Below are 20,801 nucleotides of genomic sequence, written 5' to 3'. Positions count from 1 at the left end.
GAACAGCCGTCGCCCACCACTTCAGAGGCGGAACCGGGTGCCGCGGCAACGAAGCCGCTGCCTCCGTCTCGCGGCTCTAGGGGATCGATGACTGAGTATGGCCGGGGCCGCACCCCCGAACCGTGGCACCCCGAGGACCCCCTGTACGGGGACCAGGGGTGGACCGGACATCCGGTCCAACAGGGTCAGACGCCTTACGACACCGGCGCTCAGGAGCAGTACCAGCAGCCGCCGCAGCATCCGGACCCCCAGACCGGCCCGCCCTCGTACGCGGATCCGCAGTACCAGCAGCAGTACGCGCAGCAGCAGTACCCCCAGGCGCAGTACCAGGACCCGCAGTACCCGGACCCGCAGCAGTACCCGGACCAGCGGCAGTACCCGCAGCAGGGGTACCCCCGGCAGCAACCCGCCCCGCAGCAGCAGGGCGGACAGCAGCAACCCCAGCAGCAACAGCAGCAGCCGTACGGAGACCAGGTCTGGGACACCGGCCAGGGCCAGTACGTGCCCGGGCCCGCGCCGGTGGACCCGTACGCCGGCGTGGACCCGTACACCCAGCAGAACGCGGGCGCCTACCCCGGCGAGGCCCCCGACCCGTACAGCACCCCCGACGCCTATCCGCCGCCGCGGCCCCCGGGCCGGCGGCACCTGGAGCCCGAGCCCGGGGCCGAGGCACAGGACGGCGACCTCCTGACGGAGGAGCGCGAGGAGGAGGACGTCGCCGGCGGCGACCCCGACGGGTCGGGCGGCGGGCGCAGATCGGGCCGTTCGAAGGACACGACGAAACGCAGCGGCGCCGCGTGCCTGATCGCCGCCCTCGTGATCGTGGGCGTCGTCGGCGGAGGCGGCTACTACGGCTACACCTACCTCAAGGACAGGTTCAGCTCGGCCGCGGACTTCGCCGGCGCGGGCAACGACGAGACGGTCGACGTCGAGATCCCCAAGAACGCGGGCCTGATGCTCATGGGCCAGCTCCTCAAGAAGGCGGGCGTCGTGGCCAGCGCGGAGGCCTTCGCCGCCGCCGCCGAGGCCAACCCCAAGGGCAAGTCCATCCAGCCGGGCGTCTACTCCCTCAAGAAGGAGATGTCGGCCAGGTCCGCGGTCGAGATCATGCTCGACCCCTCGGCCCTGAACGTGCTCACGATCCCCGAGGGCAAGCGCAACTTCGAGATCTACACCCTGATCGACAAGAAGCTCTCCCTCAAGCCCGGCACCACGAAGGACGTGGCGACCAAGGAGTCCAAGAACCTCGGCCTGCCGGACTGGGCCAACTCCAACAAGGACATCAAGGACCCGCTGGAAGGCTTCCTCTACCCGGCCCGCTACGACCTGGGCAAGGACATGAAGCCGGAGGCCCTGCTCAAGCAGATGGTCGCCAAGGCGAGCCAGGAGTACGCGAACGCCGACGTCAAGGGCCAGGCCACGAAGATGGGCCTGAAGAACCCCCTCGAACTCGTCACCGTCGCGAGCCTCGTCCAGGCCGAGGGCAAGTACCAGCACGACTTCGACAAGATCTCGCGCGTGGTCTACAACCGCCTCAAGCCGGGCAACACCGAGACGAACGGCCTGCTCGACTTCGACTCCACGATCAACTACATCAAGGGCCAGAGCACGCTCGACGTCGGTTCGGTCAAGGAACTGCGCCAGATCGCCGACCCCTACAACACGTACAAGATCGTGGGCCTGCCCGCGGGTCCCATCAGCAACCCGGGCGCGGACGCGCTCAAGGCGGCGACGAAACCGGAACCCGGCCCCTGGTACTACTTCGTGTCCGTCAACGAGAACAAGACGCTGTTCGCCGTCACCAACGACGAGCACAACGTCAACGTCCAGGAGTACGAGAGGGAGCGCAAGAAGTCGGGCCAGTAGTCCGGCCGTTCCAGCCGGCAGTCCGGCCGTTCCAGACGCGTCCGCACCCGGTCCCCGTCGTCCCCGGACGACGAGGGCCGGGTGTCCGCTTCGCCGCACCGGCTGCTGTACTGTCTCTCGCGCCCGGGCACCGGCCCGGTCGCCCGCGTGCGTGCCCGCGCGCGGACGGGATCTGGGTGAGGGGCGAGGGAAATGCAGCCGACAGGACGGCGGGCCGCGGTGCTGGGGTCGCCCATCGAGCACTCCCTCTCCCCGGTCCTGCACCGCGCCGCGTACCGGGAACTGGGCCTCCTCGACTGGACGTACGACCGCTTCGAGATCGACGAGGCCACGCTCGCCCGGTTCCTCGCCGACCTCGGACCCGAGTGGGCCGGGCTCTCCCTCACCATGCCGCTGAAGCGGGCGATCATCCCGCTGCTCGACGGGATCAGCGACACCGCCGCGTCGGTGGAGGCCGTCAACACGGTCCTCCTCACCCCGGACGGCCGGCGCCTCGGCGACAACACCGACATCCCCGGCATCGTCGCCGCCCTGCACGAACGCGGCGTCGAGAAGGTGCCCGCCGCCGCCGTCCTCGGCGCCGGCGCCACCGCCTCCTCGGCGCTGGCGGCGCTCTCCCGCGTCTGCACCGGCGAGGTCACCGCGTACGTGCGCTCGCGCGAGCGCGCCGACGAGATGCGGCAGTGGGGCGAACGGCTCGGCGTCGACGTCCGCACGGCCGATTGGTCGCGGGCGGCCGAGGCGCTCGCCGCGCCGCTGGTGATCGCCACCACCCCGGCGGGCGCCACCGACGCGCTGGCCCGGGAGGTGCCCGCCGGCGCGGGGACCCTGTTCGACGTCCTGTACGACCCGTGGCCCACCGCGCTCGCGGCGGCCTGGACCGAGCGCGGCGGCACGCTCCTCGGCGGGCTGGACCTCCTGGTCCACCAGGCCGTCCTCCAGGTCGAGCGGATGACCGGCCGCGCCCCCGGACCGTTGGCCGCCATGCGCGCGGCGGGCGAAGGGGCGCTCCGGGCCCGCCCGTGAGGGCGTGACACCCCCTCGAAGGGCGGGGACCTGACGGATCCCCCGTCCGATACCTGGACCTGGCACCGGGATACCCCCGCGGACATGGGAGGATCGGGTGAGGCGGGTCCGGGCCGCGCACCCGATCGCGCCGTCGCTGTGCCAGGCGCGAGCATGAGGAGCATCGTTGAGCAGGTTGCGTTGGCTGACCGCAGGAGAGTCGCACGGACCGGCCCTGGTGGCGACGCTGGAGGGCCTCCCCGCCGGCGTCCCGGTCACCACCGAGCTGGTGGCCGACCACCTGGCCCGGCGCCGGCTCGGCTATGGCCGCGGTGCCCGGATGAAGTTCGAGCAGGACGAGATCACCTTCCTCGGCGGCGTCCGCCACGGACTGTCCCAGGGTTCCCCGGTCGCCGTCATGATCGGCAACACGGAGTGGCCCAAGTGGGAGACCGTCATGTCGGCCGACCCCGTCGACCCGTCGCTGCTCAAGGAGACCGGCCGCAACGCGCCGCTGACCCGCCCGCGCCCCGGCCACGCCGACCTGGCGGGCATGCAGAAGTACGGCTTCTCCGAGGCCCGCCCGATCCTGGAGCGCGCCAGCGCCCGTGAGACGGCCGCCCGGGTGGCCCTCGGCGCCATCGCCCGGTCCTTCATCAAGGAGGTCGCGGGCATCGAGATCGTCTCGCACGTGGTGGAACTGGCGGCGGCCAAGGCCCCGTACGGCGTCTACCCGACCCCCGCGGACGTCGACAAGCTCGACGCCGACCCGGTGCGCTGCCTCGACGCCGACGCGTCGAAGGCGATGGTCGCCGAGATCGACCAGGCCCACAAGGACGGCGACACCCTCGGCGGCGTCGTCGAGGTCCTCGCGTACGGGGTGCCCGTCGGCCTCGGCTCGCACGTCCACTGGGACCGCCGCCTCGACGCCCGCCTCGCCGCCGCGCTCATGGGCATCCAGGCCATCAAGGGCGTCGAGGTCGGCGACGGCTTCGAGCTGGCCCGCGTGCCCGGCTCCCAGGCCCACGACGAGATCGTGACCACCGACGAGGGCCTGCGCCGCACGTCGGGCCGCTCCGGCGGCACCGAGGGCGGTCTGACCACCGGTGAGCTGCTGCGCGTACGCGCCGCGATGAAGCCCATCGCGACCGTGCCGCGCGCGCTCGCCACCGTGGACGTGGCCACCGGGGAGGCGACGGTGGCCCACCACCAGCGCTCCGACGTGTGCGCCGTCCCGGCCGCAGGCATCGTCGCCGAGGCGATGGTCGCGCTCGTGCTGGCCGACGCCGTCGTCGAGAAGTTCGGCGGCGACTCGGTCCCCGAGACCCGCCGCAACGTCCGCTCGTACCTCGACAACCTGCAGATCCGGTGACCGCCGGGCCACTGGTCGTCCTCGTCGGACCCATGGGGTCCGGCAAGTCCACGGTGGGGGAACTCCTCGCCGCGGGCCTCGGCGTCCCTTACCGGGACACCGACGCCGACATCGTCGCGGCCACCGGCCGGGAGATCTCCGACCTCTTCGTCGACGAGGGCGAGCCGTACTTCCGCGAGCTGGAACGGCAGGCCGTCGCTGCCGCCGTCGCCGAGCACACCGGGGTCCTCTCCCTCGGCGGCGGCGCCGTCCTCGACGAGGGCACCCGCGCCCTGCTGGCCGGCCTGCCCGTCGCCTACCTGTCGATGGACGTCGAGGAGGCCGTCCGGCGCGTCGGCCTGGGCGCCGCGCGCCCGCTGCTCGCCGTCAACCCGCGCCGCCAGTGGCGCGAGCTGATGGAGGCCAGGCGCCACCTGTACACCGAAGTCGCCCGCGTCGTCGTGGCCACCGACGACCGCACCCCCGAAGAGGTCGCGCAGGCGGTCCTCGACGCTCTGGAGTTGAAGGACGTATGACAGACCAGGTGACGCGCATCCAGGTCGGCGCGAGCGCCGGACACGACGCGTACGACGTGTTGGTCGGCCGGCAGCTGCTCGGCGAGCTCGGCTCCCTGATCGGCACGAAGGCCAAGCGGATCGCGGTGATCCACCCCGAGGCGCTCGCCTCGACCGGTGAGGCGCTGCGGGACGACCTCGCGGCGCAGGGCTACGAGGCGGTCGCCATCCAGGTGCCGAACGCCGAGGAGGCCAAGACGATCGAGGTCGCCGCGTACTGCTGGAAGGCGCTGGGCCAGTCCGGCTTCACCCGCACCGACGTGATCGTCGGCGTGGGCGGCGGTGCCACCACCGACCTCGCCGGCTTCGTGGCCGCCTCCTGGCTGCGCGGCGTGCGCTGGATCGCCGTACCCACCACCGTGCTCGCCATGGTGGACGCGGCCGTCGGCGGCAAGACCGGCATCAACACCGCCGAGGGCAAGAACCTCGTCGGCGCCTTCCACCCGCCCGCCGGCGTGCTCTGCGACCTCGCGGCGCTGGACTCGCTGCCGGTCAACGACTACGTCAGCGGTCTCGCCGAGATCATCAAGGCCGGTTTCATCTCCGATCCGGTGATCCTCGACCTGATCGAGGCGGACCCGCAGGCGGCCCGCACGCCCGCCGGCCCGCACACCGCCGAGCTGATCACGCGCTCGATCCAGGTCAAGGCGGACGTGGTCTCCAGCGACCTCAAGGAGGCCGGGCTGCGGGAGATCCTCAACTACGGCCACACCCTCGCGCACGCCATCGAGAAGAACGAGCGCTACAAGTGGCGCCACGGCGCGGCCGTGTCCGTCGGCATGGTCTTCGCCGCCGAGCTCGGCCGGCTCGCGGGCCGGCTGGACGACGCGACGGCCGACCGGCACAAGGCGGTCCTCGCCTCCGTCGGCCTGCCGCTGACCTACCGCGGAGACCAGTGGCCCAAGCTGCTGGAGACCATGAAGGTCGACAAGAAGTCCCGCGGCGACCTGCTGCGCTTCATCGTCCTCGACGGGCTGGCCAAGCCGACCGTCCTGGAAGGACCGGACCCCGCGGTGCTGTTCGCGGCGTACGGCGAGGTCGGGGCGTGAGCCGGCGGGTGTTCGTCCTGAACGGCCCGAACCTGGGCCGGCTCGGGTCGCGCGAGCCCGACGTGTACGGGGCCACCTCCTACACCGGGCTCGTCGAGAGCTGCCGCGCGGTCGGCGCGGAACTCGGCTTCGACGTCGAGGTCCGCGAGACCAACGACGAGGGCGAGCTGGTGCGCTGGCTGCACGAGGCGGCGGACGGCCGGATCCCGGTCGTCATCAACCCGGGCGCCTTCACGCACTACTCGTACGCCATGCGGGACGCGGCGGCGCAGCGCACCGCGCCGCTGATCGAGGTGCACATCTCGAACCCGTACGCCCGCGAGGAGTTCCGGCACACCTCCGTGATCGCCGCGGTGGCGACCGGCACCGTGGCGGGCTTCGGCATCGGTTCGTACCGCCTGGCGTTGCGCGCGCTGGCGGACGAAGTGACCGCCTGACGGCAGGGGTGGGACGCCGGCGGTCCGGGGTCATATAACGTTCTCGCATCAGTCGCCGGAACGAGACGGAGTGGCAGCGGATGCAGCAAGGAGTGGGAGGCGGCGCCTGGGGCGGGTCGGGACAACACCCGGCGACGCCCTCGCAGCCGCCCATACCCCCCGGGCAGGGCTGGCCGGGGTCCGTGCCGCCACCCCCGCCGGTCCCGCCCCACCAGGTGGTCCCGGAGACGACGGGACACATCCCGCTGCCGCCGGCCGTGGCCCCCGGCACCGGCGGCGCCACCCTCGCCGTCCTGCTGATCGGCCCGGCGGGCGCGGGGAAGACCACCGTCGCCCGGCACTGGGCGGCCACCCGGCCCGTGCCCACCGCGCACATCAGCCTGGACGACGTCCGGGAATGGGTGTGCTCGGGCTTCGCCGACCCGCAGGCGGGCTGGAACGAGCACTCCGAGGCCCAGTACCGGCTCGCCCGCCGCACCTGCGGGTTCGCCGCACGCAACTACCTGGCGAACGGGATCTCCTGCATCCTCGACGACGCCGTCTTCCCGGACCGGCCCGTGGTGGGCCTGGGCGGCTGGAAACGGCACGTCGGCCCGGCCCTGCTGCCGGTCGTCCTGCTGCCCGGACTGGAGATCGTCCTGGAGCGCAACGCGGCCCGCTCCGGCAACCGGCGGCTCTCCGACGAGGAAGTCGCGCGCATCCACGGGCGGATGGCGGGCTGGTACGGGTCCGGGCTGTCGATCATCGACAACTCGCACCTGGACGTCGAGGGCACCGCCCGCGCACTCGACGAGACCCTGGCCCGCGTCATCGGGGCCCCGCAGGCCTGACCAGGGGCCGCGCGCAGGCCTGAACCGGGAAATGGGGGCCGCGCAGGCCTGGACCGGGGAACCGGGGCCGCGCAGGCCTGGACCCGGGGGCCGCGCCGGCCTGGACCCGGGCCGCCCACCCGGGGTGGCGGGCCCGTACGGACCCGCTCGCCAGGCCGGATGGGCGGGGCGCTCGTAGGCTCGAAGACATGTCAGACGCCTACGCGGCCCGCAGAGGCCGGCTTCGCGACCGCTGTGCCGCCGCGGGCAACGCCGCCGCGTTGATCACGCGTCCGGCCAATGTCCGCTACCTCGCCGGGGCGTCCCCGCGCGGCGCCGTCCTGCTGGTCGGACCCGTCGAGGACGTGCTGTTCTGCGGCACCTCGCCCACCGGGGAGGCCGACGAGGGCCGCCTGGACGCCCAACTCCGGCTGAACGTGCTCTCCGCCCCCGGCGGGGACCCGGCCGTGGCCGCCGCCGACATGGCCGCCTCCGCGCGGGCCGACTCGCTCGCCGTCGAGGAGCACCACCTCACCGTCGGCCGCCACCGGGCCCTGCGCTCGGTGGCGCCCGGACTGCGCCTCGCCGACCTCGGGACATCCGTCGAACAGCAGCGCCTCGTCAAGGACGAGGAGGAGATCGCCTGTCTGCGGATCGCCGCCGAGATCGCCGACCAGGCGCTCGGCGAGCTCCTGGAGTCCATCCTGGTCGGACGGACCGAACGCCACCTCGCCCTGGAACTGGAACGCCGCCTGGTGGACCACGGCGCCGACGGCCCGGCCTTCCCCACCTCGGTCGGCACCGGCCCGCACTCCGGCCGCTCCCGGCACCGACCGTCGGACCGCCGGGTGGAGGAGGGCGACTTCCTCTCCGTCTGCCTGGGTGCCAACTACCGTGGATACCGCTGCGAGATCGGCCGCACGTTCGTGATCGGCACCACCCCGGCCGACTGGCAGATCGAGCTCTACGATCTGGTCTTCGCGGCCCAGCGGGCCGGCCGGGAGGCCCTCCTGCCGGGCGCCGCCTACCGCGACGTCGACCGCGCGGCGCGCTCCGTACTGGGCTCGGCCGGCCACGGCGAGGCCCTCGCGCCGTCCACCGGACACGGTGTCGGTCTCGAAATCGACGAGGACCCGCAGCTTGCACCTACGGCAATGGGTAAACTGGACGCTTGCGTGCCGGTCACCGTCGAACCGGGGGTTCACCTCCCGGGCCGGGGAGGTGTCCGGATCGATGACACGCTCGTCGTGCGCCCCGAGGCGGACGGCGGTCCCGAGCTACTCACCATTACGACCAAGGAGCTGCTCGCGCTGTAGTCCGCCCAACCGGACCGTGCGCGCCTCCGTGGTCTTCCAGTGCAGGAGATTCCGCAACCGTGGCTTCCACGAACGACCTCAAGAACGGCATGGTGCTGAAGCTCGACGGGGGCCAGCTCTGGTCCGTCGTCGAGTTCCAGCACGTCAAGCCCGGCAAGGGCCCGGCCTTCGTGCGCACCAAGCTCAAGCACGTGCTTTCCGGCAAGGTCGTCGACAAGACGTTCAACGCCGGCACCAAGGTCGAGACGGCCACCATCGACCGCCGCGACATGCAGTTCTCGTACATGGACGGCGAGTACTTCGTCTTCATGGACATGGAGACCTACGACCAGCTGATGGTCGACCGCAAGGTCGTCGGCGACGCCGCCAACTTCCTGATCGAGGGCTTCACCGCCTCCGTGGCCCGCCACGAGGGCGAGGTTCTCTACGTCGAGCTCCCCGCCGCCGTCGAGCTGGTCATCCAGCACACCGACCCGGGCGTCCAGGGCGACCGCTCCACCGGTGGCACCAAGCCGGCGACGCTGGAGACCGGTCACGAGATCGCGGTCCCGCTCTTCGTCAGCACCGGTGAGAAGATCAAGGTCGACACCCGCACGAGCGACTACCTCGGCCGGGTGAACAGCTAACCGTGGCTGCCCGGAGCAACGCGCGAAAGCGCGCTTTCCAGATCCTCTTCGAGGCCGATCAGCGCGGGGTGCCCGTGCGCGAGGTCCTCGCGGACTGGATCCGCCACGCGCGGTCGGACGACCGCCAGTCGCCGGTCAACGCCTACACGATGGATCTTGTCGAGGGTTACGCCGACAAGGTGGACCGCATCGACGACTTGATCGCCACCTACGCCGTGGACTGGGACCTCGACCGCATGCCGGTCGCGGACCGGAACATCGTGCGGCTCGGCGCCTACGAGCTGATCTGGGTGGACGACACCCCGGACGCCGTGGCGATCGACGAAGCCGTCCAGCTCGCCAAGGAGTTCTCGACGGACGAGTCGCCCTCGTTCGTGAACGGACTGCTGAGCCGGTTCAAGGACCTGAAGCCGAACCTGCGCCGCAGCGAGAGCTGACGCACAGGCCACGCACACACGGAAGGGCCCGCAGCGCACCGCTGCGGGCCCTTCCGTGTGTCCTCGCGGGTCCCCCGAGCCGGGGGAGGCGCGAGCACACGCAAACGGCGGCCGCCGGGGACCCTGTGCGGGACCCCGGCGGCCGCCGGTACGTTTCTGCTGGGCCTGGGCCCCGGGACTAGATGTCCTCGTGGGCCACCGCGCGACGCGCGTCCGCGTCCAGCACGCCCCAGCTGATCAGCTGTTCGGTCAGGACCGAGGGGGACTGGTCGTAGATGACGGCGAGGGTGCGCAGGTCGTCCTGGCGGATCGACAGCACCTTGCCGTTGTAGTCGCCGCGCTGGCTCTGGATCGTCGCCGCGTAGCGCTGCAACGGACCGGCCTTCTCGGCGGGCACACCCGCGAGGCGCTCCAGGTCCAGACGGAGCTTCGGCGGCGGCTCGGCGGCCCCGCCGGGAGTCGTTCCGGGCAGCAGCTCCTGCACCGGCACCCCGTAGAAGTCCGCCAGCTCGGCGAGGCGCTGGACGGTCACGGCGCGGTCCCCGCGCTCATAGGAACCGACCACCACGGCCTTCCACCGGCCCTGGGACTTCTCCTCGACACCATGGAGGGAAAGGCCCTGCTGGGTGCGGATGGCACGGAGCTTGGCCCCGAGCTGTTTGGCGTATTCGCTGGACATAACGCTCCCGGACGCTGTGACGCTGTGACGACATGGACAACGTGCGGCTCCGCCGCGCGGCTGGTAACTCACTGTGAGGTTACGCAGCGTTACTTGGATGCGTCAAGCCGAATGGTCTTCGTCGCCCCCTCGGGAGGGCCCCCGCCCGGGCCCGGTGCGAGGCGCGCGGAATCGCCCTGGTACCGTGGAACGCGTAGATCAGACGTCCTTTAAGGTCCGTCCCGTGAGGCGGAGAAGGAGGTCCTTTTCATGGACACCCAGCACAGCACGGACACCCGTCACAGCCCCGATGACATGCGCCCCGTACTGGACGCGCAGGACATCGCACGGGTCCTGACCCGTATCGCCCACGAGATCGTCGAACGCGCCAAGGGCGCCGACGACGTGGTGCTCCTCGGCATCCCCACCCGCGGTGTGTACCTCGCCCGCCGGCTGGCCGCCAAGCTCGAAGAGATCACCGGCACCAAGATCCCGGTCGGCTCCCTCGACATCACCATGTACCGGGACGACCTGCGCCTGAAGCCCGCCCGGGCCATCGGCCGCACCGAGATCCCCGGCGACGACATCGACGGCCGCCTCGTGGTCCTCGTCGACGACGTGCTCTTCTCCGGCCGCACCATCCGCGCCGCCCTCGACGCACTCGGCGCCATCGGCCGTCCGCGCGCCGTGCAGCTCGCCGTCCTCGTCGACCGGGGCCACCGCGAACTGCCGATCCGCGCCGACTACGTCGGCAAGAACCTCCCCACGTCGCTGCGGGAGACCGTCAAGGTCCAGCTCCAGGAGGAGGACGGCCGTGACGCCGTGCTGCTCGGCCAGCGGACCGCCCCGGCAGCAGGGCAGCAGTAGCCCCCACCGGCGCGGGACCCGCCACGGGGTCCGTGCCTCGGTACGCCCTGCCCGCACGCCAGTCAGCCAGTCCACCTGCCTGCCCTCCTGACCTACGGAGCACCCGGATGAAGCGCCACCTCATCTCGGCCGCCGATCTCACGCGCGACGACGCCGTCCTGATCCTCGACACCGCCGAGGAGATGGCCCGCGTCGCGGACCGGCCGATCAAGAAGCTGCCCACCCTGCGCGGCCTGACCGTCGTCAACCTCTTCTTCGAGGACTCGACGCGCACCCGGATCTCGTTCGAGGCGGCCGCCAAACGGCTGTCCGCCGACGTCATCAACTTCTCCGCCAAGGGGTCCTCGGTTTCCAAGGGCGAATCCCTGAAGGACACCGCCCTGACCCTGGAGGCCATGGGCGCGGACGCTGTCGTCATCCGCCACCACGCCTCCGGCGCCCCCTACCGGCTCGCGACCTCCGGCTGGATCGACTCCGCCGTGGTCAACGCCGGCGACGGCACCCACGAGCACCCCACCCAGGCCCTGCTGGACGCCTTCACCATGCGCCGCCGACTCGTCGGCCGCGACGCCGGACTCGGCAAGGACCTGAACGGCCGCCGGATCACCATCGTCGGCGACGTGCTGCACAGCCGCGTGGCCCGCTCCAACGTCCAGTTGCTCCACACGCTGGGCGCCGAGGTCACCGTGGTGGCCCCGCCCACCCTCGTCCCGATCGGCGTCGAGAGCTGGCCCTGCGAGGTCTCGTACAGCCTCGACGAGGTGCTGCCGAAGTCCGACGCGGTCATGATGCTGCGTGTGCAGCGCGAACGCATGAACGCCGCCTTCTTCCCGACCGAGCGCGAGTACTCCCGCCGGTACGGGCTCAACGGCGACCGCATGGCGAAGATGCCCGAGCACGCCATCGTGATGCACCCCGGCCCGATGAACCGCGGCATGGAGATCACGGCCGAGGTCGCGGACTCCGACCGCTGCACGGCCGTCGAGCAGGTCGCCAACGGCGTGTCCACCCGAATGGCCGTCCTGTACCTGCTGCTCGGTGGTTCCGAGCCCGCCGTCACCACCCCCGCCGCAGCCCGCACCGAGGAGAGCAAGTAATGAGCAAGATCCTGATCCGTGGCGCGAAGGTACTCGGTGGCGAGGCGCAGGACGTCCTGATCGACGGCGAGACCATCGCCGCCGTGGGCACGGGCCTGGACGCCGAGGGCGCGACCGTCATCGAGGCCGAGGGCCAGATCCTCCTCCCCGGCCTCGTCGACCTGCACACCCACCTGCGCGAGCCCGGCCGCGAGGACTCCGAGACCGTCCTGACCGGCACCCGCGCCGCCGCGAGCGGCGGCTACACCGCCGTCTTCGCCATGGCGAACACCTTCCCGGTCGCCGACACCGCCGGCGTCGTCGAGCAGGTCTGGCGGCTCGGCAAGGAGTCCGGCTACTGCGACGTGCAGCCCATCGGCGCCGTCACGGTCGGCCTGGAGGGCAAGCAGCTCGCCGAGCTCGGCGCGATGCACGACTCCGCCGCCCGCGTCACCGTCTTCTCCGACGACGGCAAGTGCGTGGACGACGCCGTGATCATGCGCCGCGCCCTGGAGTACGTGAAGGCCTTCGGCGGCGTCGTCGCCCAGCACGCCCAGGAGCCCCGCCTGACCGAGGGCGCCCAGATGAACGAGGGCGTCGTCTCCGCCGAGCTCGGTCTCGGCGGCTGGCCCGCCGTCGCCGAGGAGTCGATCATCGCCCGCGACGTCCTCCTCGCCGAGCACGTCGGCTCCCGCGTGCACATCTGCCACCTCTCCACCGCCGGCTCGGTCGAGATCGTCCGCTGGGCCAAGTCCCGCGGCATCGACGTCACCGCCGAGGTCACCCCGCACCACCTGCTCCTCACCGACGAGCTCGTCCGCTCGTACAACGCGGTCTACAAGGTCAACCCGCCGCTGCGCACCGAGCGCGACGTGCTGGCCCTGCGCGAGGCGCTCGCCGACGGCACGATCGACATCGTCGCCACCGACCACGCCCCGCACCCGCACGAGGACAAGGACTGCGAGTGGGCCGCCGCCGCCATGGGCATGGTCGGCCTGGAGACCGCGCTCTCCGTCGTCCAGCAGACGATGGTGGAGACCGGGCTGCTCGACTGGGCGGGCGTCGCCCAGCGGATGTCCTTCGCCCCGGCGCGCATCGGAGGCCTGGAAAACCACGGCCGGCCCGTCTCGGCAGGTGAACCCGCGAACCTGACCTTGGTCGATACCTCGTACCGTGGTGTCGTGGACCCCGCACACTTCGCCTCCCGCAGCCGCAACACGCCCTACGAGGGCCGCGAGCTGCCGGGGCGCGTCACTCACACATTCCTGCGGGGCCGGGCAACGGTCGTGGACGGGACGCTGGCGTGACACCTGCAGTAATCCAACTGGCCGCCGAGGCCGCCGAACGACAGTCGGCGGAGGTGACGGACCTGGGCGCACGCATCGCGTGGGTCGTCGGTCTGCTCGTCTTCATCGCGTTCGTGTACTGGCTGATGCGGCAGGGCTGGAAATGGCGCGGCGCCCTGCAGAGCGATCTGCCGGAACTCCCCGCCGCTCCGAGCGGTCTCCCCGAGCACCGGCTGGCACTGACCGGCCGGTACCACGGGTCGACCACCGCCGGGCAGTGGCTCGACCGGATCGTCGCCCACGGCCTGGGCGTCCGCAGCCGGGTGGAGCTCACGCTCACCGACGCGGGCCTCGACGTGGTCCGACCGGGTGCCACCGACTTCTTCGTACCGGCCGCGCGGCTGCGCGGCGCCCGCCTCGACAAGGGAATCGCGGGCAAGGTGCTCACCGAGGGCGGTCTGCTCGTCGTCACCTGGGCGCACGGCGACAAGCTGATCGACTCCGGATTCCGCTCCGACCGCGCGGCCGAGCACGCCGCCTGGGTCGAGGCGATCAACCACATGAACTCATCCATCACGACGGAAGGCGCCGAACGATGACGACCTCCACCAGGGGAGCAGCCAAAGCTCCCGCCGTACTCGTCCTGGAGGACGGTCGGATCTTCCGCGGCCGCGCCTACGGCGCTGTGGGGGAGACCTTCGGCGAGGCCGTGTTCTCCACCGGCATGACCGGCTACCAGGAGACCCTCACCGACCCGTCGTACCACCGACAGGTCGTCGTGATGACCGCCCCGCACGTCGGCAACACCGGCGTGAACGACGAGGACCCCGAGTCCTCCCGCATCTGGGTCGCCGGCTACGTCGTGCGCGACCCCGCCCGCGTCCCCTCCAACTGGCGCTCGCGGCGCTCGCTGGACGAGGAGCTGGTCAAGCAGGGCGTCGTCGGGATCTCCGGCATCGACACCCGCGCCCTGACCCGCCACCTGCGCGAGCGCGGCGCCATGCGCGTCGGCATCTTCTCCGGCGAGGCCTGGGAGGGCGTCCGCGACGAGGCGCTGCTGGCCAAGGTGCAGGCCGCCCCGCAGATGAAGGGCGCGAACCTCTCCGCCGAGGTCGCCACCAAGGAGGCGTACGTCGTCCCCGCGATCGGCCCCGACGGCGAAGCCGTCCCGATCGGAACCGCGAAGTTCACCGTCGCCGCCGTGGACCTCGGCATCAAGGGCATGACCCCGCACCGGATGGCCGAGCGCGGCATCGAGGTCCACGTGCTGCCCGCCACCGCCACCGTCGAGGACGTGTACGCGGTCAGCCCCGACGGCGTGTTCTTCTCCAACGGCCCGGGCGACCCGGCCACCGCCGACGGCCCCGTCGCCGTCATGCAGGGCGTACTCGCCCGCAAGACGCCGCTCTTCGGCATCTGCTTCGGCAACCAGATCCTGGGCCGCGCGCTCGGCTTCGGCACCTACAAGCTGAAGTACGGCCACCGCGGCATCAACCAGCCGGTGCAGGACCGCACCACCGGCAAGGTCGAGATCACCGCGCACAACCACGGCTTCGCCGTCGACGCGCCCCTCGACAGGGTCTCGGACACCGCCTACGGGCGCGCCGAGGTCTCCCACGTCTGCCTGAACGACCAGGTCGTCGAAGGCCTCCAGCTGCTCGACCAGCCGGCCTTCTCCGTCCAGTACCACCCCGAGGCGGCCGCCGGCCCGCACGACGCCGCGTACCTCTTCGACCGCTTCGTATCCCTGATGGAGGCCGAGCGTGCCTAAGCGCACCGACATCCAGTCCGTCCTGGTCATCGGCTCCGGCCCGATCGTCATCGGACAGGCCGCCGAGTTCGACTACTCCGGGACCCAGGCCTGCCGCATCCTCAAGGCCGAGGGCCTGCGGGTCATCCTGGTCAACTCCAACCCCGCGACGATCATGACCGACCCGGAGATCGCCGACGCCACATACGTCGAGCCGATCACCCCCGAGTTCGTCGAGAAGATCATCGCGAAGGAGCGCCCCGACGCGCTGCTGCCCACCCTCGGCGGCCAGACCGCGCTCAACACCGCGATCTCCATGCACGAGCAGGGTGTGCTGGAGAAGTACGGCGTCGAGCTGATCGGCGCCAACGTCGAGGCCATCAACAAGGGCGAGGACCGCGAGCTCTTCAAGGGCGTCGTCGAGGCCGTCAAGGCCAAGATCGGTTACGGCGAGTCCGCCCGCTCGGTCATCTGCCACACGATGGACGACGTCATCGCCGGCGTCGACACCCTCGGCGGCTACCCCGTCGTCGTGCGCCCCTCCTTCACCATGGGCGGCGCCGGCTCCGGCTTCGCCCACGACGAGGACGAACTGCGCCGCATCGCCGGCCAGGGCCTCACGCTCTCCCCGACCACCGAGGTGCTCCTGGAGGAGTCCATCCTCGGCTGGAAGGAGTACGAGCTGGAGCTGATGCGCGACACCAAGGACAACGTGGTCGTCGTCTGCTCCATCGAGAACTTCGACCCGATGGGCGTCCACACCGGCGACTCGATCACCGTCGCCCCCGCGATGACGCTGACCGACCGCGAGTACCAGCGGCTGCGCGACATCGGCATCGCGATCATCCGCGAGGTCGGTGTCGACACCGGCGGCTGCAACATCCAGTTCGCGATCGACCCGGTCGACGGCCGCGTCATCGTCATCGAGATGAACCCGCGCGTCTCTCGCTCCTCGGCGCTCGCGTCGAAGGCCACCGGCTTCCCGATCGCCAAGATCGCCGCCAAGCTGGCCATCGGCTACACCCTCGACGAGGTCCCCAACGACATCACCGAGAAGACGCCGGCCTCCTTCGAGCCGTCCCTCGACTACGTCGTCGTCAAGGCCCCGCGCTTCGCCTTCGAGAAGTTCCCGCTCGCCGACGCCACCCTCACCACCACCATGAAGTCGGTGGGCGAGGCCATGGCCATCGGCCGCAACTTCACCGAGGCCCTGCAGAAGGCCCTGCGCTCCCTGGAGAAGAAGGGCTCGCAGTTCACCTTCGTCGGCCCGGTCGGCGACAAGGAAGAGCTGCTGGCCACCGCGGTCCGCCCGACCGACGGCCGCATCAACACCGTCATGCAGGCGATCCGCGCCGGCGCCACCCAGGAGGAGGTCTTCGAGTCCACGAGGATCGACCCCTGGTTCGTCGACCAGCTCTTCCTGATCAAGGAGATCGCCGACGACCTGGCGGCCGCCGACAAGCTCCGGCCCGAGCTGCTGGCCGACGCCAAGCGGCACGGCTTCTCCGACCACCAGATCGCCGAGATCCGGGGCCTGCGCGAGGACGTCGTCCGCGAGGTCCGCCACGCCCTCGGTGTCCGCCCGGTCTACAAGACGGTCGACACCTGCGCCGCCGAGTTCGCGGCCAAGACCCCGTACTTCTACTCCTCGTACGACGAGGAGTCCGAGGTCGCGCCCCGCACCAAGCCCGCGGTGATCATCCTGGGCTCCGGCCCGAACCGCATCGGCCAGGGCATCGAGTTCGACTACTCCTGCGTCCACGCCTCCTTCGCGCTCAGCGACGCCGGCTACGAGACCGTGATGGTCAACTGCAACCCCGAGACCGTCTCGACGGACTACGACACCTCCGACCGCCTGTACTTCGAGCCGCTGACGCTGGAAGACGTGCTGGAGATCGTCCACGCCGAGTCCCTCGCCGGCCCCATCGCCGGTGTCGTCGTCCAGCTCGGCGGCCAGACCCCCCTCGGTCTCGCCCAGGCCCTCAAGGACAACGGCGTCCCCGTCGTCGGCACCCCGCCGGAGGCCATCCACGCCGCCGAGGACCGCGGCGCCTTCGGCCAGGTCCTCGCGGAGGCCGGGCTGCCCGCCCCCAAGCACGGCACCGCCACCACCTTCGCGGGTGCCAAGGCGATCGCCGACGAGATCGGCTACCCGGTCCTGGTCCGCCCGTCCTACGTGCTCGGCGGCCGCGGCATGGAGATCGTCTACGACGAGACCCGCCTGGAGTCGTACATCGCGGAGTCGACCGAGATCTCCCCGACCCGCCCCGTGCTGGTCGACCGCTTCCTCGACGACGCGATCGAGATCGACGTCGACGCGCTCTACGACGGCCACGAGCTCTACCTCGGCGGCGTCATGGAGCACATCGAGGAAGCCGGCATCCACTCCGGCGACTCGGCCTGCGCCCTGCCCCCGATCACCCTCGGCGGGCACGACATCAAGCGCCTGCGCACCTCCACCGAGGCCATCGCCAAGGGCGTCGGCGTCCGCGGCCTGATCAACATCCAGTTCGCGATGGCGGGTGACATCCTCTACGTCCTGGAGGCCAACCCGCGCGCCTCCCGTACCGTGCCCTTCACCTCGAAGGCGACCGCGGTCCCGCTGGCCAAGGCCGCCGCCCGCATCTCGCTCGGCACCACCATCGCCGAGCTGCGCGAGGAGGGCATGCTGCCCAAGACCGGGGACGGCGGCACCCTGCCCCTCGACGCGCCGATCTCCGTCAAGGAGGCCGTGATGCCCTGGTCGCGCTTCCGCGACATCCAGGGCCGCGGCGTCGACACGGTCCTCGGCCCGGAGATGCGCTCCACGGGCGAGGTCATGGGCATCGACTCCGTCTTCGGCACGGCGTACGCCAAGTCGCAGGCCGGCGCCTACGGCCCGCTGCCCACCAAGGGCCGCGCCTTCATCTCCGTCGCCAACCGCGACAAGCGCTCGATGATCTTCCCGGCGCGCGAGCTCGTCGCCCACGGCTTCGAGCTGATGGCGACCTCGGGAACGGCGGAGGTGCTGCGCCGCAACGGCATCAACGCCACCATCGTGCGCAAGCTCAGCGAGGGCGAGGGCCCCGACGGCGAGAAGACCGTCGTCCAGCTCATCCACGACGGCCAGGTCGACCTGATCGTCAACACCCCGTACGGCACGGGTGGCCGCCTCGACGGCTACGAGATCCGTACGGCGGCCGTGGCGCGCGGCGTCCCGTGCCTGACGACGGTCCAGGCGCTCGCCGCCGCCGTCCAGGGGATCGACGCGCTCAACCGCGGCGACGTCGGCGTGCGCTCGCTCCAGGAGCACGCGGAACACCTGATCGCGGCCCGCGACTAGCAGCCCGTACGAAAGGGGGGCACCGGCACAGCGACCGGTGTCCCCCCTTTCATGAGCGCACAAGGGATATTTCGGACGATGTACAAACTGTTCTTCAACCTCGTCTTCAAGCGCATGGACCCCGAGCAGGCGCACTACCTGGCCTTCCGCTGGATCCGTCTCGCTGCCCGCACCCCCGTGCTGCGGACCTTCGTCGCCGCCTGGCTGGCGCCCTGCCACAAGGCGCTGCGCACCGAGGCCCTGGGCCTGCGCATGCACGGCCCCTTCGGTCTCGCGGCCGGCTTCGACAAGAACGCGGTCGCCATCGACGGCATGGCGATGCTCGGCTTCGACCACGTCGAGATCGGCACGGTCACCGCGCAGGCCCAGCCCGGCAACCCCAGGAAGAGGCTCTTCCGACTGGTTCCGGACCGCGCCCTCATCAACCGCATGGGCTTCAACAACGAGGGCTCGCAGGCCGTCGCCGCCCGGCTGGCCGCCCGCAACCCCGTCTTCAAGACCGTGGTCGGCGTGAACATCGGCAAGACGAAGGTCGTGCCGGAGGCGGAGGCCGCGGCGGACTACGTCGCCTCCACCGAGCGGCTCGCCCGCCACGCCGACTACCTCGTCGTCAACGTCTCCTCGCCGAACACCCCGGGCCTGCGCAACCTCCAGGCCACCGAGTCCCTGCGCCCGCTGCTGACGGCCGTACGGGAGGCCGCGGACCGGGTGGTCACCGACCGCCGGGTCCCGCTGCTGGTCAAGATCGCCCCCGACCTCGCCGACGAGGACGTGGACGCGGTCGCCGACCTGGCCCTGGAACTCGGCCTCGACGGCATCATCGCCACCAACACGACCATCGCGCGCGAGGGCCTGGGCCTGAAGTCCGCCCCCGCCCTGGTGAAGGAGACCGGCGGCCTGTCCGGCGCGCCCGTCAAGGAGCGCTCCCTGGAGGTCCTCAGGCGGCTGTACGCCCGCGTGGGCGACCGACTGGTCCTCGTGGGCGTCGGCGGCATCGAGAACGCCGAGGACGCCTGGCAGCGGATCCTGGCCGGCGCGACGCTGATCCAGGGGTACAGCGCCTTCGTCTACGAGGGTCCGCTCTACGCCCGCGCCATTCACCGCGGACTGGCCGCCCGCCTCGCGGACAGCCCGTACGACTCGCTCGCCGACGCGGTGGGCGCCGAGACCCGGAAGGCCTCGCTGTGACCTCTGTGACCCCCTTCGGCACCCGCCTGCGCGCGGCGATGGACTCCCGGGGCCCGCTGTGCGTCGGCATCGACCCGCACGCCGCCCTGCTGGCCTCCTGGGGCCTGGACGACGACATCGCGGGACTGGAGAGGTTCTCCCGCACGGTCGTCGAGGCGCTGGCGCAGGAGGTCGCGGTCTTCAAGCCGCAGGCCGCCTTCTTCGAGCGGTTCGGGTCGCGCGGCATCGCGGTGCTGGAGCGGACCGTCGCGGACGCCCGGGCGGCGGGCACCCTGGTCGTCATGGACGCCAAGCGCGGGGACATCGGTTCGACGATGGCCGCGTACGCGCAGACCTTCCTCTCGCCGTCCTCGCCGCTGTTCTCCGACGCGCTGACGGTCTCCCCGTACCTGGGCTACGGCTCGCTGGCCCCGGCGGTGGACCTGGCGCGCGCGTCGGGCGCCGGCCTGTTCGTGCTGGCCCTGACCTCGAACCCGGAGGGCGCGGAGGTCCAGCGCGCGGTGCGCGAGGACGGTCGCACGATCGGCGCGACCATGCTGGGACACCTGGCGGCCGAGAACGCGGGCGCCACCCCCATGGGCTCCTTCGGCGCGGTGGTGGGCGCCACCCTGGGGGACCTGTCCTCCTTCGACCTGGACATCAACGGGCCGCTGCTGGCCCCGGGCATCGGCGCGCAGGGCGCGACCGCGGCCGATCTCCCGGGCGTGTTCGGGGCGGCCGTGCGCAACGTCGTGCCGAACGTGTCGCGCGGCGTGCTCAAGCACGGTCCCGACGCCGCTGCCCTGCGCGCGTCGGCGGCCCGGTTCGCGGACGAGATCCGGACCGCGGTGGCCTCGGCCTGAACCCCGGCGGGGCACTGGGCGGGGTCGACGTGACGCGGATCACGTCGACCCCGCCCGGGGGTGGTCCCGGAGGGCCGAACGGGGCCGTTCGGGGAGCCCCGGACCGGACACGTCGCACTGCTTGACGAAATTCGAACGTCCTTCACCGGACAAAACCGAGGTATTTTGTCCGTGATGTACGGTTCAGCAAAGGCTGACCAGGACTTTTCGTCCGTTCTCGCTGACGGGAGCGGCCTTGGCCGCTAGTCTCCGACCAGAGTGAACGAGCAGCGATCGAGCACCACCGCTGTTCGGGGGCTCGCCTGGTGTGATGCCTTCCGGCATCCCGCCGGTCCGTATCC

The 20,801-nt window shown here is 71.5% G+C and carries 19 protein-coding genes; 18 read left to right on the top strand and 1 reads right to left on the bottom strand.

Features of this window, described 5'->3' with window-relative positions; all coding sequences use genetic code 11:
- Positions 1–87 precede the first annotated feature (87 nt).
- The 10 genes from mltG to nusB all read left to right on the top strand — a co-directional run bounded on the left by mltG (position 88) and on the right by nusB (position 9,471).
- The gene (gene mltG / locus ACFYW3_RS16820) at positions 88–1,866 is read left to right on the top strand and encodes an endolytic transglycosylase MltG (RefSeq protein ID WP_389386647.1); all 1,779 of its coding nucleotides are present in this window, start codon (positions 88–90) and stop codon (positions 1,864–1,866) included.
- Positions 1,867–2,058: 192 nt separating this feature from the next.
- The gene (locus tag ACFYW3_RS16815) at positions 2,059–2,892 is read left to right on the top strand and encodes a shikimate dehydrogenase (protein WP_351761926.1); all 834 of its coding nucleotides are present in this window, start codon (positions 2,059–2,061) and stop codon (positions 2,890–2,892) included.
- Between the two features lie 166 nt (positions 2,893–3,058).
- The gene (gene aroC / locus ACFYW3_RS16810) at positions 3,059–4,243 is read left to right on the top strand and encodes a chorismate synthase (protein ID WP_351375262.1); all 1,185 of its coding nucleotides are present in this window, start codon (positions 3,059–3,061) and stop codon (positions 4,241–4,243) included.
- Positions 4,240–4,758 carry a shikimate kinase gene (locus tag ACFYW3_RS16805; protein WP_351761924.1) on the top strand — a complete coding sequence of 173 codons (519 nt, stop codon included), beginning with the start codon at positions 4,240–4,242 and terminating at the stop codon, positions 4,756–4,758. Before aroC ends, ACFYW3_RS16805 begins: the two co-directional genes overlap by 4 nt.
- Positions 4,755–5,846 carry a 3-dehydroquinate synthase gene (gene aroB, locus ACFYW3_RS16800; protein WP_351761921.1) on the top strand — a complete coding sequence of 364 codons (1,092 nt, stop codon included), beginning with the start codon at positions 4,755–4,757 and terminating at the stop codon, positions 5,844–5,846. Before ACFYW3_RS16805 ends, aroB begins: the two co-directional genes overlap by 4 nt.
- Positions 5,843–6,283, top strand: a complete 441-nt coding sequence (aroQ, locus tag ACFYW3_RS16795; RefSeq protein WP_053676627.1) for a type II 3-dehydroquinate dehydratase — start codon at positions 5,843–5,845, stop codon at positions 6,281–6,283. The genes aroB and aroQ overlap by 4 nt, the downstream gene beginning before the upstream one ends.
- An 80-nt stretch (positions 6,284–6,363) precedes the next feature.
- Positions 6,364–7,113, top strand: coding sequence for an AAA family ATPase (locus ACFYW3_RS16790; protein WP_351761918.1), 750 nt, complete (start codon positions 6,364–6,366; stop codon positions 7,111–7,113).
- Positions 7,114–7,301: 188 nt separating this feature from the next.
- The gene (locus ACFYW3_RS16785) at positions 7,302–8,408 is read left to right on the top strand and encodes an aminopeptidase P family protein (protein WP_351761915.1); all 1,107 of its coding nucleotides are present in this window, start codon (positions 7,302–7,304) and stop codon (positions 8,406–8,408) included.
- Positions 8,409–8,467: 59 nt separating this feature from the next.
- On the top strand, positions 8,468–9,034 hold the full coding sequence (gene efp / locus ACFYW3_RS16780) for an elongation factor P (protein ID WP_351761912.1): 567 nt from the start codon (positions 8,468–8,470) through the stop codon (positions 9,032–9,034).
- A 2-nt stretch (positions 9,035–9,036) separates the two neighbouring features.
- Complete coding sequence (nusB, locus tag ACFYW3_RS16775; protein ID WP_053676624.1) at positions 9,037–9,471, top strand: transcription antitermination factor NusB; 435 nt, start codon at positions 9,037–9,039, stop codon at positions 9,469–9,471.
- A 178-nt stretch (positions 9,472–9,649) separates the two neighbouring features.
- Here nusB and bldD read toward each other — a convergent pair whose 3' ends face one another.
- Positions 9,650–10,150, bottom strand: coding sequence for a transcriptional regulator BldD (gene bldD, locus ACFYW3_RS16770; RefSeq protein WP_007263032.1), 501 nt, complete (start codon positions 10,148–10,150; stop codon positions 9,650–9,652).
- A 249-nt stretch (positions 10,151–10,399) separates the two neighbouring features.
- Between bldD and pyrR the strand changes: the two genes are divergently transcribed.
- The 8 genes from pyrR to pyrF all read left to right on the top strand — a co-directional run bounded on the left by pyrR (position 10,400) and on the right by pyrF (position 20,460).
- Positions 10,400–10,996 (top strand): bifunctional pyr operon transcriptional regulator/uracil phosphoribosyltransferase PyrR, encoded by a 597-nt coding sequence (gene pyrR / locus ACFYW3_RS16765; RefSeq protein WP_351752336.1) that lies wholly within the window; start codon positions 10,400–10,402, stop codon positions 10,994–10,996.
- Between the two features lie 107 nt (positions 10,997–11,103).
- Positions 11,104–12,093 (top strand): aspartate carbamoyltransferase catalytic subunit, encoded by a 990-nt coding sequence (locus tag ACFYW3_RS16760; protein WP_267797442.1) that lies wholly within the window; start codon positions 11,104–11,106, stop codon positions 12,091–12,093.
- On the top strand, positions 12,093–13,379 hold the full coding sequence (locus ACFYW3_RS16755; RefSeq protein WP_389386646.1) for a dihydroorotase: 1,287 nt from the start codon (positions 12,093–12,095) through the stop codon (positions 13,377–13,379). Before ACFYW3_RS16760 ends, ACFYW3_RS16755 begins: the two co-directional genes overlap by 1 nt.
- Positions 13,376–13,957 (top strand): hypothetical protein, encoded by a 582-nt coding sequence (locus tag ACFYW3_RS16750; RefSeq protein WP_351752340.1) that lies wholly within the window; start codon positions 13,376–13,378, stop codon positions 13,955–13,957. Before ACFYW3_RS16755 ends, ACFYW3_RS16750 begins: the two co-directional genes overlap by 4 nt.
- The gene (gene carA / locus ACFYW3_RS16745) at positions 13,954–15,129 is read left to right on the top strand and encodes a glutamine-hydrolyzing carbamoyl-phosphate synthase small subunit (RefSeq protein ID WP_389386645.1); all 1,176 of its coding nucleotides are present in this window, start codon (positions 13,954–13,956) and stop codon (positions 15,127–15,129) included. Before ACFYW3_RS16750 ends, carA begins: the two co-directional genes overlap by 4 nt.
- Positions 15,122–18,430: a carbamoyl-phosphate synthase large subunit gene (carB, locus tag ACFYW3_RS16740; RefSeq protein WP_389386644.1), complete on the top strand. Its 3,309-nt coding sequence runs from the start codon at positions 15,122–15,124 to the stop codon at positions 18,428–18,430. The genes carA and carB overlap by 8 nt, the downstream gene beginning before the upstream one ends.
- 78 nt (positions 18,431–18,508) lie before the next feature.
- A complete protein-coding gene (locus ACFYW3_RS16735) occupies positions 18,509–19,618 on the top strand; it encodes a quinone-dependent dihydroorotate dehydrogenase (protein WP_389386643.1) in 1,110 nt (369 codons plus the stop codon).
- Positions 19,615–20,460 (top strand): orotidine-5'-phosphate decarboxylase, encoded by an 846-nt coding sequence (pyrF, locus tag ACFYW3_RS16730; RefSeq protein ID WP_389386642.1) that lies wholly within the window; start codon positions 19,615–19,617, stop codon positions 20,458–20,460. The genes ACFYW3_RS16735 and pyrF overlap by 4 nt, the downstream gene beginning before the upstream one ends.
- The last annotated feature ends 341 nt before the right edge of the window (positions 20,461–20,801 follow it).

It is taken from the genome of Streptomyces sp. NPDC002602 (genome assembly GCF_042889445.1).
GTDB lineage: Bacteria > Actinomycetota > Actinomycetes > Streptomycetales > Streptomycetaceae > Streptomyces.
Note: the sequence above shows the minus strand (reverse complement) of the source record. Positions and strands in the feature narration are given on the sequence as shown.

Bases quoted from the DNA above. Each gene is read 5' to 3' on its own strand.
- mltG (WP_389386647.1), top strand. From the start codon at position 88: ATGACTGAGTATGGCCGGGGCCGCACCCCCGAACCGTGGCACCCCGAG.
- ACFYW3_RS16815 (WP_351761926.1), top strand. From the start codon at position 2,059: ATGCAGCCGACAGGACGGCGGGCCGCGGTGCTGGGGTCGCCCATCGAG.
- aroB (WP_351761921.1), top strand. From the start codon at position 4,755: ATGACAGACCAGGTGACGCGCATCCAGGTCGGCGCGAGCGCCGGACAC.
- ACFYW3_RS16790 (WP_351761918.1), top strand. From the start codon at position 6,364: ATGCAGCAAGGAGTGGGAGGCGGCGCCTGGGGCGGGTCGGGACAACAC.
- ACFYW3_RS16785 (WP_351761915.1), top strand. From the start codon at position 7,302: ATGTCAGACGCCTACGCGGCCCGCAGAGGCCGGCTTCGCGACCGCTGT.
- bldD (WP_007263032.1), bottom strand. From the start codon at position 10,150: ATGTCCAGCGAATACGCCAAACAGCTCGGGGCCAAGCTCCGTGCCATC.
- pyrR (WP_351752336.1), top strand. From the start codon at position 10,400: ATGGACACCCAGCACAGCACGGACACCCGTCACAGCCCCGATGACATG.
- ACFYW3_RS16760 (WP_267797442.1), top strand. From the start codon at position 11,104: ATGAAGCGCCACCTCATCTCGGCCGCCGATCTCACGCGCGACGACGCC.
- ACFYW3_RS16755 (WP_389386646.1), top strand. From the start codon at position 12,093: ATGAGCAAGATCCTGATCCGTGGCGCGAAGGTACTCGGTGGCGAGGCG.
- carA (WP_389386645.1), top strand. From the start codon at position 13,954: ATGACGACCTCCACCAGGGGAGCAGCCAAAGCTCCCGCCGTACTCGTC.
- ACFYW3_RS16735 (WP_389386643.1), top strand. From the start codon at position 18,509: ATGTACAAACTGTTCTTCAACCTCGTCTTCAAGCGCATGGACCCCGAG.